Source organism: Lysobacter sp. F60174L2 (assembly GCF_052547135.1).
The window spans coordinates 164642-178366 of record NZ_JBQWRA010000003.1 but is presented as its reverse complement, the minus strand read 5'-3'; the positions used below and the strand labels follow the sequence as shown (position 1 = coordinate 178366).

At 67.0% G+C, this 13725-nt stretch carries 9 protein-coding genes; 5 read left to right on the top strand and 4 right to left on the bottom strand.

Translation table 11 applies throughout. The features are described 5' to 3' along the window. Nucleotides 1-22 precede the first annotated feature (22 nt). The 4 genes from ACT9AS_RS09805 (at nt 23) to ACT9AS_RS09790 (ending at nt 3850) form a co-directional block, all read left to right on the top strand. Entirely contained in the window at nt 23-688 is a 666-nt protein-coding gene (locus ACT9AS_RS09805) for a DUF502 domain-containing protein (protein WP_445099953.1), read from the top strand. 115 nt (nt 689-803) lie between these two features. Continuing rightward, complete coding sequence (locus tag ACT9AS_RS09800) at nt 804-2624, top strand: DUF885 family protein (RefSeq protein WP_445099952.1); 1821 nt, start codon at nt 804-806, stop codon at nt 2622-2624. Between the two features lie 170 nt (nt 2625-2794). Continuing rightward, nucleotides 2795-3064, top strand: a complete 270-nt coding sequence (locus tag ACT9AS_RS09795; RefSeq protein WP_445099951.1) for a hypothetical protein — start codon at nt 2795-2797, stop codon at nt 3062-3064. Between the two features lie 147 nt (nt 3065-3211). Beyond that, nucleotides 3212-3850 carry a hypothetical protein gene (locus tag ACT9AS_RS09790; RefSeq protein WP_445100350.1) on the top strand — a complete coding sequence of 213 codons (639 nt, stop codon included), beginning with the start codon at nt 3212-3214 and terminating at the stop codon, nt 3848-3850. A 520-nt stretch (nt 3851-4370) separates the two neighbouring features. Here the strand turns inward: ACT9AS_RS09790 and ACT9AS_RS09785 are convergent. From ACT9AS_RS09785 to ACT9AS_RS09775, 3 genes are all read right to left on the bottom strand, one after another. Beyond that, a complete protein-coding gene (locus tag ACT9AS_RS09785; RefSeq protein WP_445099950.1) occupies nt 4371-5708 on the bottom strand; it encodes a DEAD/DEAH box helicase in 1338 nt (445 codons plus the stop codon). 300 nt (nt 5709-6008) lie between these two features. Further along, nucleotides 6009-9605, bottom strand: a complete 3597-nt coding sequence (locus ACT9AS_RS09780) for a M1 family aminopeptidase (RefSeq protein ID WP_445099949.1) — start codon at nt 9603-9605, stop codon at nt 6009-6011. Between the two features lie 13 nt (nt 9606-9618). Continuing rightward, entirely contained in the window at nt 9619-10530 is a 912-nt protein-coding gene (locus tag ACT9AS_RS09775) for an ATP-binding cassette domain-containing protein (protein WP_445099948.1), read from the bottom strand. A 253-nt stretch (nt 10531-10783) separates the two neighbouring features. On the opposite strand from ACT9AS_RS09775, the gene ACT9AS_RS09770 reads away from it, so the two are divergent. Beyond that, nucleotides 10784-12889, top strand: a complete 2106-nt coding sequence (locus ACT9AS_RS09770) for a M13-type metalloendopeptidase (RefSeq protein ID WP_445099947.1) — start codon at nt 10784-10786, stop codon at nt 12887-12889. 137 nt (nt 12890-13026) lie between these two features. Here the strand turns inward: ACT9AS_RS09770 and ACT9AS_RS09765 are convergent, their stop codons facing one another. After that, nucleotides 13027-13683: a rhomboid family intramembrane serine protease gene (locus ACT9AS_RS09765; protein ID WP_445099946.1), complete on the bottom strand. Its 657-nt coding sequence runs from the start codon at nt 13681-13683 to the stop codon at nt 13027-13029. Between the last annotated feature and the right edge of the window lie 42 nt (nt 13684-13725).

Below are 13725 nucleotides of genomic sequence, written 5' to 3'. Positions count from 1 at the left end.
CCCGCCCCGTACAATCCGCGGCATGCGCAATCCCCCCACGCTCAAGCGCCTGTTCCTGACCGGCTTGCTCACCCTGCTGCCCCTGTGGTTGACCTGGGTGGTCGGCAAGTTCGTGTTCGTGCTGCTGTCGGATACCAGCCGCCCGCTCACCGGGCCGATGCTGGCCCGGCTCGCCACCGATTACCCGCAGATCGCCGGCTGGCTGGCGCAACCGTGGGTGCAGACGGTGATCGCGCTCGTCGCCACCTTGCTGGTGATCCTGCTGTCGGGCGTGATGGCCCATCGCGTGCTCGGCCAGCGCCTGCTGCGCTGGTTCGAGTCGCTGATAGGCCGGGTGCCGTTCGCCAACATCATCTACGGCAGCGCCCGGCAGCTGCTCGACATCCTGCAGACCAAGCCGGACGGCACCCAGCGCGTGGTGCTGATCGACTTCCCGCACACCGAGATGAAGTCGATTGGCTTTGTCACCCGGGTGTTGAAGGAACAGGGCACCGGTCGCGAACTGGCCGCGGTGTACGTGCCGACCACGCCGAACCCGACATCGGGCTACCTGGAAATCGTGCCGGTCGAGAAGATCACCCCGACCGACTGGACGGTCGACCAGGCGATGAGCTTCATCATCTCCGGCGGCGCGGTCTCGCCCGACTCCATTCCGTTCTCGCCGCCCGCCGCCTCGGCGCAAAGCTGACCCCGGCCGCAGTTCCCGCACCCGGGTGACCTATGGCCCATGCCCGCGCCGGTGCCAACGCCGACGCTCGGGGGTCAACCTGCCCCATCGAACACACCGTCACCTGGAGACCGCGATGAAGCCACGCGTCACACGTTCCCTGCTCGCCCTTGCCCTCGTAGCGGCGATGGCCGGCTGCAGCCCGACCGCCGCCAACGATGCCGCGCAGGCCGCCGGCACCAGCCAGGCTGCCGAAGACAAGGCCGCGCAGCTCGACCAGCTGTACGCGCAGTACTGGGAGGAGATGCTCGAACTCAACCCGCTGGCCGCGACCTTCCAGGGCGACCCCCGCTACAACGACCGGCTGCCGAACTTCCTGTCCGCGGAATACCGCCAGGAGTCGCACGACTTCACCACGCGCTGGCTCGAAAAAATCGAGGGCGTCGGCTCGGAAGGACTGGAAGGCCAGGCGTTGCTGAGCTACGAGATCTTCGTGCGCGACGCGAAGGACGAACTCGCCAGCGAGAAGTTCCCGAGCTGGAAGCAGCCGATCAACCAGTTCTACAACCTCGCCAACATGGCGGTGCAGCTCGGCTCCGGCACCAGCGCGCAACCGTTCAAGACCGTCGAGGACTACGCCAACTGGCGCAAGCGCGCGTCGCAGGTACCGGTGCTGTTCGACCAGGCTATCGCCAACATGAAGCTCGGCGTCGAGGCCGGCGTGGTGCAGCCCAAGGTGTTGATGGACAACGTCGTCGACCAGCTCGACGCGCTGATCAAGGACAAGCCGGAAGACACGCTGTTCTGGAAGCCGGTCGCGGACATGCCCGAATCGTTCTCCGATGCCGACAAGGAGCGCATCACCGCCGAGTACCGGGCGATGATCCAGGACGAGCTGATGCCGGCCTACCGCGAACTGCGCGAGTACGTCGCCAACGACTACATGGCGCACGCACGCGACACCGTCGGCATGGCCGCGCTGCCCGACGGCGAAGCCTGGTACGCGTTCAACGCGCACAACTCGACCACCACCGACCTGAGTCCGGCGGAGATCCACCAGATCGGACTGGACGAGGTCGAGCGTATCCATGGCGAGATCCGCAAGGTCATGGCCGAGGTCGGCTTCGAGGGTTCGCTGCAGGACTTCTTCGAGTTCATGAAGACCGATCCGCAGTTCAGCTTCGAGAGCGAAGAGGCGCTGCTGGCGCACTACCGCGCGCTCGAGGACAAGATCAACGCGAAAATCCCCGAGCAGTTCTCGCTGACCCCGAAGGCGCCGTTCGAGATCCGTCCGGTCGAACCGTTCCGCGCCAAGTCGGCGGCCGGCGGCTCCTACATGACCCCGAGCGAGGACGGCAGCCGCCCCGGCATCTTCTACGTCAACACCTACGACCTGCCGACCCGCAAGACCTGGGACGCCGAGGACCTGTTCCTGCACGAGGCGATCCCCGGCCACCACTTCCAGCTCGCGCTGCAGCAGGAGCTGACCGGCCTGCCCGACTTCCGCCGCTTCGGCGGCGAGACCGCGTTCACCGAGGGCTGGGGCCTGTATGCCGAGTCGCTCGGCAAGGACCTGGGCGTCTACACCGATCCGTACAGCTACTTCGGCTACCTGCAGAACGAACTGTGGCGCGCGATCCGGCTGGTCGTCGACACCGGCCTGCACAGCAAGGGCTGGACCCGCCAGCAGGTAATCGACTACATGCTGGAGAACTCGGCCGAGAGCGAGACCCAGGCCACCGCCGAGGCCGAGCGCTACATGGCGATCCCGGGCCAGGCATTGGCCTACAAGATGGGCGAGCTGAAGATCCAGGAGATGCGCGACAAGGCCGAGGCGGCGCTGGGCGACGGGTTCGACGTGCGCGAATTCCACGCCGAAGTGCTGAAGGACGGCTCGGTGCCGCTGGATGTGCTGGAAGGCAAGATCAACCGGTGGATCGAGTCGGAAAAAGGTTGAGTTGAAGCGTTGTGTTGTGAAGAAGGGCCGGTTTTTACCGGCTCTTCTTCATGCAAGTAGAGAGTCCGTCTTCACAAATCATCCACGTACTCCAACGTCCGCTAAAGGCGTCACGTGACTGCGGCAAAAAGGCCGCTATATTCCGAGATCCCAGACGAAGGAGAGTTGGCATGTTCCCAACCAAGCAACACCTGACAACGGCGCGTACGCTCACCCTGGCAATCGTCGTCGCCGCGGGCCTTGCCAGCTGCGCCACCTACGATGACGAGTTTGCAGGAATCAACTCGCGCCTCGATCAGCTCGACACCCGGGTGCAGGACGCCGCCCAGAGCGCCGAGTCCGCCAACCAGTCCGCGCAGCGGGCCAACCAGCGGCTCGACCAGATGGAAAGCCGCGTCCAGCAGCTCGAAACCTCGCCGGGTCGCGCGCCGCGCGGCTAATCGTTCCCGCACTTCGCGACGAACGGCATGAACGGGACCGGTGGCCTTTGCTGGCACCGGTCTTTTTTTCTTTACCCAGTTCGAAGGTACCGCCCTATCAATACATGCACATACCCTGCGATCCGGACCGCTCTTGCCGCGCTGGTGCTGGCGCTGGCATCCGCGAACCCCTCCGTGGCAAGCGCCCGGGAAGCCACCGCGCAACCGGTTGCCGCCGTCGACGAGCTTCCACGAGGCCAGGACGTGTCCGGCACGGTGATCGAGCTCGCGGGCTGGGTTGTGGCAACCCGGGACAACCAGGGCTATCCGTTCGCAGTCATCGACAAGGCCGCCGCACAGGTCCTCGTATTCGACGGCGACGGCCGGCTTCGCGGCGCGGCGCCCGGGCTCTTCGGCTCGGCGATCGGCGACCATACCGCCCCCGGCGTCGCCGGCCTCGCGCTTCGCGAGATCCCGGGCCGGGACCGCACCACCCCTGCGGGTCGCTTTGTGGGCGGTTTCGGCCCGTCGATCGACGCGGGCCGCGTGTTGTGGGTGGACTACGATTCCGCCGTCTCCATCCACCCCACCGCTACCGGCGTCCCGGCCGAGAAACGCGTCGAGCGCCTTGCATCGCCCACTCCCGACGACAACCGTATCAGCCATGGCTGCATCAACGTCTCGCCCGGGTTCTACGAGCGGATCGTCAGTCCGACGTTCGAGCGCGGCGGGGTGTTCTACATCCTGCCGGATGAAGCGCCGATAGCGGAGACCTTCCCGGAGTTCGCACAACGCAACGATGGTTGACGCGCGCGGCCCGTCCGGCTCGACGTGCTGACCCCGGGCATCCGTTCTCTTGGCATTGCTCCATCCGGTTTGCCCAGTGAGCAGGGCTAACAATTTGTCAAAGTCGAAGCGGCTTCGGACTCCACTCAGAGCCGGGTTGGCCTATGTCCGCTCCTCGCCGGGCGCAGTTAATCCACCGGCAAGTCCATAACCCCCCGCTCTCCCAACGAAGCCGACGCAACTCACACGCGGGTGACGGGCGGTGGGGGTATTGCGGAAAGTCGGCCATGGATGGCCGACGGCCCCGAGTCAGGGCAGGGTGAGTGCAGGCTGCTTTCGCGGCATGCCGCGCGCCTGCGCGAACGCCCGGCGCGCTGCGCCGGGCCGGACCGCGGAGCGGCCCTGACCGAGGGGTGTAGCAATACCCCCACCGGCCGGCGCCCGCCGCCTCCGACCCGGGACGCCCCCGGAACCACACATGCAAACAAAAGGCCGGCATTCCTGCCGGCCTCCCGTCAATCAAATTGGCGATGCCTACCTGTCAGGCAGCACCACCGCCATGACGCGAACCACGACCACCCTGCCCGCCACGATGCTGCTTCGGCCCGGCATGGGCATGCCCCTGGCGCGCACCACCCGGCTTGCCATGGCCACGGTTGCCCGGGTTGCGACCGGCCGGACGCGGACCGCGGTTGCCGGCGTTCTGGCGCGGGTTCGGGATCGCCACGTCGAGGCGGATCGGACGGCTCGGCTCGTAGCCGGCGACCGTGATCAGCTCGACGTCCTTCTTCAGGATGCGCTGGATCTGCCGCAGCAAACCGCCTTCGTCGTGCGAGACCAGCGACAGCGCCTCACCCTTGGCGCCGTTGCGACCGGTACGGCCGATCCGGTGCACGTAGTCCTCGGCCACCATCGGCAGGTCGAAGTTGATCACCAGCGGCAGGTCCGGGATGTCGAGGCCACGGGCGGCGACGTCGGTCGCCACCAGCACCCGCGCGCGGTTGGTCTTGAAGTCGCGCAGGGCCTTCTGGCGCTGCGCCTGGCTCTTGTTGCCGTGGATCGCGACCGAACGCAGCCCGGCGCCTTCGAGCTGCTCCGCCAGGCGGTTGCAGCCGTGCTTGGTGCGGCCGAACACCAGCACCTGGTCATGCGGGCGCCGGGCGATGATGTCGATCAGCAGGTCGCGCTTGCGGCCGCTGTCGACCGGGTGCGCGATGTGGGCGATGGTGTCGGCGATGGTGTTGTTGGCCGCGACCTGCACCTGCTTCGGGTTGCGCATGAACTGCAGCGCGAGCTGCTTCAGCTGCGCCTCGAACGTGGCCGAGAACAGCAGGGTCTGGCGCTCGTGCGGCAGCTTGCCGAGGATGCGCTTGATCGCCGGCAGGAAGCCCATGTCGAGCATGCGGTCTGCCTCGTCGAGCACCAGCACCTCGATGCCGTCCAGGCGCGCGGTGCCGCGCTCCATGTGGTCGATTAGCCGACCGGGGGTGGCCACCAGCACGTCGACGCCGCGACGCAGGTTGTCGACCTGCGGGCCCATGCCGGCGCCGCCGAAGATCGTGCAGAAATTCAGCCGCAGGTGCTTGGCATAGCTGCGGAGGTTGTCGTTGACCTGCACCGCGAGCTCGCGGGTCGGCACCAGGATGAGCGCGCGCGGCTTGCGCGGGCCGTTGGCGGCGGTCTGCTTGGACAGGCGGTTGAGCAGCGGCAGGCCGAACGCGGCGGTCTTGCCGGTGCCGGTCTGGGCGCCGCCCAGCAGGTCGTGGCCGGCCAGCACCAGCGGAATCGCTTCGGCCTGGATCGGGGTCGGGGTGGTGTAGTTCTGCTCGGCGAGCGCACGCAGCAACGCGGGCGCAAGCCCGAGGGATTCAAAGGACATGTTGGAACTCCGGATACAAGGAAACCGCAAACGAATGCGGTGTAACCCGGAGCGTTCCCAAACCGCGCTGCGAGTTTTCTGATTTGACGGTGCCGGATGCTCCGGAACCGTGTCGGCGCGACGAAAGACGTGCGGGATAAAACCGTGGTCGCGATGCCGGCCGCAGTGCGATCCGGGATGCGACGGTGGCAACCTGGGAAAGGCAGCCGTGCGCTGAACAGGCGAATCCTACGGGAAAGGCCTGTCCAGCGCCAGCACCGCGCAACTCCCGTTCAGGATGCCGCGGCGCACGGCACCCGGCTACATCGAGATGCGCTTGCGGTTGTCCGACGACACCCGGTCGATCAGCTTGTTGTACGGGTCGAAGCCGGCCTCGTACGGCAACCGGTCGACCACGACGGTCACCGTGGGCGAATCGCCAGTGATGTGGTGCCGCTCGAGGTACAGCACCTCCTCGTCGGCCTCCTCGCCAGACGGCCCGCGCGCGAACACCCCGACCTCGATCCAGTCGTCGAGCGTCGCGGTGGTCTCCTTGCCCTCGCCGTCGGCGTGCAGCTTGGCGGCGTGCAGGTCGAGGGTGACCTCGTACTTGCCGTCGTCGCGCTTGACCGCGGTGACCGCCTCGACGCGGTTGTCATAGAAGCTGATCTTCTCGAACAGGTCGGTGATCAACTGCTCGTGCCGGGGCCCGGCCTCGGCGCGGATGTACTCCAGCAGCTCGGCCGAGGTGGTGAACGGCGCGTGCTGGTAGGCCTTGTCGGCGAGGAAGCGCGACAGCGCGCGGTTCAACGCGTCCTCGCCGATCTCCTCTCGCAACCGGTAGAACACCAGCGAACCCTTGCGGTAATGGATGTACTGCTGGTTCTCGACGCGGTACAGCGGCAGCTCCTCGATGTTCTCGCCCGCGCGGCCGGACAGGTATCGGTCCAGCTCGTACTTGAGGAAGCGCCGCATCTTTTCGCGGCCGTACTCCTTCTCCATCACCATCAGCGCCGAGTACTGCGCCAGCGACTCGCTGAGCATGGTCGAGCCCTGCACGTCGGCACCGATCACCTGGTGCGCCCACCACTGGTGCGCGATCTCGTGTGCGGTGACGTAGAACACGTAGTCGATCGCGTCCTCGTCGCGCAGGTCGGCGATGAAGCCGATCGACTCCGAATACGGGATCGTCCCGGCGAATGCCTGGGCGAAGCTGCTGTAGCCCGGGAACTCCAGGATGCGTACCTGCTCGTGCTGGTACGGGCTGAAGTTGGCCTCGTAGTAAGCCAATGACTTCTGCACCGACTCGATCATGCGGTCGACGTTGTACGGGTGCTTCGGGTCGTAATAGACCTCGATCGGTATCTCGTCGGCGGTACCGGCCTGGTACGCGCCCTTGCGCACCGCCCACTCGGCCGACAGGGTCGCGTGGAAGTTCAGCATCGGCCGCTGCATCGCATAGTCGAAGCAACGGCGGCCGTCGCGCTCATACTCCTTCTGCAATAGCCCCGGCGCGAGCGCGATCTGCTCCGGCGTGGTGCAGACGGTGGTCCTGAACGCGATCCAGTCGGCGTCGTCGCTGATGTAGGTGTTGGCGCGCGCGGCCTGGTCCTCCAGCCTGGCCATGCGCGGCAACTCCTCCATGCCGCGCTTGCGACGCTCGTTGCGGTCGCTGATCTGGCCGCGGTCGGAATAGCCGAAGCGCGGCAGCAGTTCCTCGGAATTGAAGAACGTGCCGTTGTCGACCACGCTGGTCCAGCCGACGTCGTTGCCGAAGCCTTCGCGCGCGTAGCTCACGGTGAAGTCCATCCGCCGCGTGTCGCCGGGTTGCATCGGCGTGCCAAGGCGGTAGATGCGGTAACCAAGCCGCTCGTCGTTGCTGGCCACCGAGGCTTCGCCGAACCCGAGCCGGTCGAGCCCGGCGTCCGGGTACCACTGGACGTGCAACTCGGTGATCGGTACGTCGTGCGGGTTCACCACCGTGTAGTGCCCGCGGACCTGCACGCGCTGCTCGTGCGGGTACAGGTCGATTTCGGTCTGCACCGCCGTGATCCGCGGCTGCGGCAGGTCGCGGTACTTGCGGTATTGCTCTTCGTAGCGCTGCTGGCGATCGAGCGCATCGTCACCGGCCAGGTACTCGTTGCGGACGTTGGTGTTCCAGAAGATGAAACCACCCAGCGCCACGAACAGCGCCACGCTCGCCGCCAGCGCCCAGCCACGGCCGCCACCGAGCCGCTGCCGCGCGAGGCGGAAACGCTCGCGCCGGCTCGGTGCGACGCCGCGCACCCAGAACGCCGCCGACAGCAGCAGCAATGCCAGCAGGCAGGCGCCCCAGTACGACTGGAACCACAGCCGCCCGGCGAGGAAGTGGCCGTAACCGTTCATGTCGGAATACGGCGCCGCCGGCGCCGAACCGTAGCTGTAGAGGTTGTGGTCGAAGTCGAGGAAGCCGAGCGTGCCCTGCAGCACCAGCCACGCGATCAGCAGGCCGTAGCCGATGAACTTGTTATTGCTCAGCACCTGCAGCACCAGCGCCAGCCCGCCCATCAGCACGAATGGCACCGAGCCCAACAGCAACTCCCGCGCATACAGGCCCGGCTCGATCGCGGTGAAGCCCTTGACCAGCTGGAACCCCATCGCCGCAACCGCGCCGACCGCCTGGAACGCCAGTACCACCGCCGCCAGGCTCGCCATCTTCGCCACCAGTGGCACCCAGTCCGGCATCGGCATCGCATCGGTGACTTCACCCAGCCGCGCACCGCGCTCCTTCCACACCAGCTCGCCGGCGTAGAACATCACGATGAAGACCAGCATGAAGCTGAAGCCGCCCTGCAGCGTCGTCACCATCAACGACGTGACCGGATAGACCCGGGTGCCGTACATGCTTTCGGCCATGCCGGCGATGGCGAGGAAGTTGGCGACCGCGAACAGAAGCATCACCAGGAACGGCACGCCGCGGAACACGCCGACCGTGTCGAAGCGCCACAGACGCAGGAACTGCGACCACGAGACCGCCGCGCCCGTCGCGGGCACCACCCGTGGCGGTACCGCCGCGACCGGCCGCACGGATGCCGCGGCCACCCTCGCCTTGCGCCGCCTGAACCAGCCGCGGCCGGTACCGGTGCGCTGCGGCTTGAACAAAGCGAACGCCGCGACCACCAGCCCGACCGACACCGACAGCCACAGCGCCCGGTTGGCCAGCAGGTAACCGGCCAGCTCCGGCAACTCGCGGTTGTGCTGGTCGGCCGACCAGTAGCGGGTGGTCCGGTCCAGCGCGGTCATGCCCAGCGGGTCGATCAGGGTCGCCAGCCAGACGTTGTCGAGGTCGGCCGTGAGCACGCCGGCCACCGAGTTGAGGATGAAGAACCCGATCACCCCGAGATACACCACCAGCACGCTGCGGGTGGTCACCGCGAGCAGTGCCAGCAGCGCACCGCTGAACAGCAGGTTCGGGATCACCAGCACGGCGAAGCCCCAGCCGTACGGCGCCAGCGAGAACGCGCCCAGCCGTTCCGGGTCCACCCACGGCATCAGCGGCCCGACCATCAGGCCCAGCGCCACCGCGAGATAGATCACCAGGCACGCGGCCACCGCGGCCAGGAAGCGCCCCAGCAGGAAGTCGCGCTTGCGCATCGGGCTGGAGAAGAACAGGTCGGCGGTGCCGAGCTCGAAGTCGCGCAGCAGGGCGCCACTGATGAAGCTGACGATCGCCAGCAACCCGAGCACCGTGAACACGCCCAGGAACTGGACGATCACCGTCGGCGCGTTGCGGTCGACGTTGCCGACGGCATTGCCGACGACGATCGCGTCGGAACTGGCGGCACCGAACGCGAACAGCCCGAACATCAGCGCCAGCAGCCACAACAGCGGCGCACGCAACTGCTGCCGCAGTTCGAAGCGGAAGAATTCGAAGGTCATGTCGAGTCCCCGCTCAGGCCGCGTCGGCTTGGGCGACATGGCGGGCCTGCTGGCGCAGGCGCTGGAAATAGACGTCCTCCAGGTCCGGGGCGACCTGCTCGAAGCCCTCCTCCGGCCGCTCCGGCGCGAACACGTGGATCACCGGGTTGCCCGCGACCAGCCGGGTCGACAGCACGGTGTGCCGGCTCTCGTAATCGCCCAGCGCGGCCTTGGCCACCTGCTTGCGCCAGACCTGGTTGGCCAGCGCCGCGATCGCGTCGTTCGGCCGACCGGTCAGCAGCACCTGGCCCTTGTTCATGATCGCCATCGTCGGGCACAGGTCGGTCACGTCCTCGACGATGTGGGTCGACAGGATCACCGCGACGTTCTCGCCGATCTCCGCCAGCAGGTTGAGGAAGCGGTTGCGCTCCTCCGGATCCAGGCCGGCGGTGGGCTCGTCGACGATCACCAGCCGCGGATTGCCCAGCAACGCCTGGGCGATGCCGAAACGCTGGCGCATGCCACCCGAGAACGTGCCGAGCTTGCGCTTGCGGGCATCCCACAGATTGACCTGCTGCAGCAGCCCGTCGACCACCTCGCGGCGCTGCCTGCGTACGGTCAGGCCCTTCAGCACGGCGAAGTGCTCCAGCAGGTCCTCGGCGCTGACCTTGGGATAGACGCCGAAGTCCTGCGGCAGGTAGCCGAGCTGGCGGCGCACCGCGTCCTTGTCGCGCAGCACGTCGATCGGGCTTCCATCCGCGCCTTCGAGGGTCACGCTGCCGTGGTCGGCTTCCTGCAGCGTCGCCAGGGTCCGCATCAGCGATGACTTGCCGGCGCCATTGGGACCGAGCAGGCCGAACATCCCGCGCGGGATGTCGAGGCTGACGTCGTTGAGCGCATGGACGCCGTTGGCGTAGGTCTTGCCGAGTTCGCGGATTCGGAGCATGTACGTCCCTGCCTGTGGTCCGCGGATGCGGGTCCGGGCCATCGTAGGCAGCGCGAATACCGCCAACATGGGCAAAACGTCACCCGTGACGGATGGCACGGCACCACCTCCGCCGGCTTGCCTTCCCCTCGTGGCGGACCCGTCCGCATGACCTTCGACACCCGCCGCTGGGACGATTGGGGTCCAGAATCGGGCGACCCCGGGTCACGATTCCGGGCCAAAAATCTTTCCCATTGCACGTCCGGAGTCCCCCGTGACCTTGAATAGACCGCAAGTCCTGCTGCTGTCCCTCGCCATCGCCACCGCGGTGGCCGCCTGCTCGAAGCAGGATGCCGCCCCGGCCGACGGCGCCGATGCCAAACCCGCCGCCGACACCAGCGCGTTGACCCTCGACGAGAGCACCCTGCCGCCGGTCAACCGCTTCAGCGTCGACCAGCTCGACAAGAGCAAGAACGCCTGCGTCGACTTCGGCGGCTACGTCAACGGCACCTGGCTCGCCGCCAACGACATCCCGGGCGACCGCACCAGCTGGGGCGCGTTCGAGATGCTCGACGAGCGCTCCACCGCCGTCCAGCGCCAGCTCGCCGAACAGGCCGCCGCCAATGACGGCGCGACCGGCGTACAGGACATCGTCGGCGACTTCTGGGCCACCGGCATGGACGCGGAGACCATCAACGCCCAAGGCATCAAGCCGATCCAGGGCCGGCTCGACGCGATCGCCGCGCTCGACAGCCAGGAGGCCGTCACCGAGTACCTGCGCAGCAGCGCGGCCAGGGGCGAGAACTTCCTGTTCTCGTTCGGCGCCGAAGCCGACTTCAAGAACTCGGACATGAACATCGCCTACGCCGGCCAGGGCGGCCTGGGCCTGCCGGACAAGTCCTACTACTTCGAGGCCAACAAGAAGGACAAGCTCGACGCCTACCAGGCACACATCGCCAAGGTGCTCGAGCTGTCTGGCGTGGGAGCCGCCGCCGCGGCCGCGCAGGCCGAGGCCGTGGTCGCGTTCGAGACCCGCCTGGCCGAGGCCTCCAAGTCGAGCGAGGAACTGTCGCGCGACGTCTCGCTGTACTACAACCCGGTGTCGCTGGCCGAGGCCGACAAGCTGACCCCGAACTTCTCGTGGACGACGTTCTTCGAGTCGCAGGGCGTGGCCGCGCCGGAGATGTTCTCGCTGGCGATCCCGGCGTTCCACGAGGAAGTCAGCCAGATGCTGGCCGACGTGCCGGTCGAGGACTGGCAGGCCTACCTGCGCTTCCACACCGTCGACGGCGCCTCGCCGTACCTGTCGGACGCGCTGGTGCAGGAGAACTTCAACTTCTACAACCAGGCCATGCGCGGCCAGAAGGAAATCAAGGAACGCGCCAAGCGCGTGCTTGACACCATCGAGGGCGAAGTCGGCGAGGCGCTCGGCCAGATGTACGTCGAGGTCGCGTTCTCGCCCGAAGCCAAGGCGCGCATGCAGGAGCTGGTCAAGAACCTCAGCGCAGCACTCAAGGTCCACCTGGAAGAACTGGAGTGGATGAGCGACGAGACCAAGAAGCAGGCCATGGAAAAGTGGGCCGCGTTCACCCCGAAGGTCGGCTACCCCGACAAGTGGCGTGACTGGAGCGGTCTGGAGACCAGCCGCGACAGCTTCTTCGGCAACGTCATGGCCGCCAACGAGTTCAACTACAAGTGGAACCTCGGCAAGATCGGCCAGCCGGTCGACAAGACCGAATGGGGCATGAGCCCGCAGACCGTCAACGCCTACTACAACCCGCTGGCCAACGAGATCGTGTTCCCGGCCGCGATCCTGCAGCCGCCGTTCTTCGATCCCGAAGCCGGCGACGCGGTGAACTACGGCGGCATCGGCGCGGTGATCGGCCACGAGATGATCCACGGCTACGACGACCAGGGCAGCCGCTTCAACGCCAAGGGCAACTTCGAGAACTGGTGGACCGAAGCGGATTCCAAGGGCTTCTCGGGCCTGACCGACAAGCTGGTCGCGCAGTTCGACGCCTACGAGGCAATGCCCGGCAAGAACGTCAACGGCAAGCTGACCCTGGGCGAGAACATCGCCGACCTGGGCGGCCTGGCGATCGCCTACGACGCGATGAAGAAGGCGACCGACGGCGTCGAGGACCCGATGACCGAGGGCTTGACCCGCGACCAGCGCTTCTTCGCCAACTGGGCGACCGTGTGGCGCCGCAACTTCACCGATGACGAACTGAAGGTGCGCCTGACCACCGACCCGCACGCGCCGGCCAACTTCCGCGCGATCGGTGCGCCGTCGAACATGCCGGAGTTCGCGGCGGCGTTCGAATGCGAAGCCGGCCAGCCGATGGTCCGCGGCGAAGACCAGCAAGTGGTGATCTGGTAACCCGATCCGGTAACTCGATCTGGTAACCCCAGATCACCGCAACGGATTGGCCATCCTCGTCGGCCAAAAGACGGAGGCCCGGGTTGAACCCGGGCCTCTTTCTTTGTGCGGGACCGCCTCGCGACCGCCAGCGCCGCTCAGCGCACGATCCGTGGCCGTGGCGGGCGACGCCTGCCGAACGGCGGCTGCCCGCGCCAGTAGCGGATCAGCAGCCAGCCGAACAGCATCCCGCCCAGGTGCGCGAAGTGCGCCACCCCGGGCTGCCAGCCGGTGAACCCCAGCATGAGTTCCGCCAGGCCATAGACGATCACCAGTGTGCGCGCCTTCATCGGGATCGGCGGGATCAGCAGCATCACCCGCTGGTGCGGGAACAGCATGCCGTAGGCCAGCAGCAGGCCGAACACGCCGCCGGAGGCGCCCACGGTGGGATACGCGGCCCCGCCTTCCGACATCGTCCATGCGCCTACCGCGAGCTGGCACACCGCTGCGCCGAGCACGCAGACCAGGAAGAACGTCAGGAACCTTCGCTCACCCCAGGTATGCGCCAATGGTGCGCCGAACATCAGCAACGCCAGCATGTTGAACAGCAGGTGGGCGAAGCTGCCGTGCATGAAGCCGTAGGTCAGCAATTGCCACGGCAGGAACTGGCTGACCGCCGAGGCATCGCTACCGCTGCCGAGCGGCCACAGCATGAGTGGCGCCATCGCGAAGTCACCCAGCACCTGCTGCAGCAGGAACACCAGTCCGTTGGCGATCAGCAGCGCCTTGATAACGCGGGGCAGGTTGGAAAACATCACACCTCCATGAAGTCGGCACATGGTACCGGGCCGGAGGTG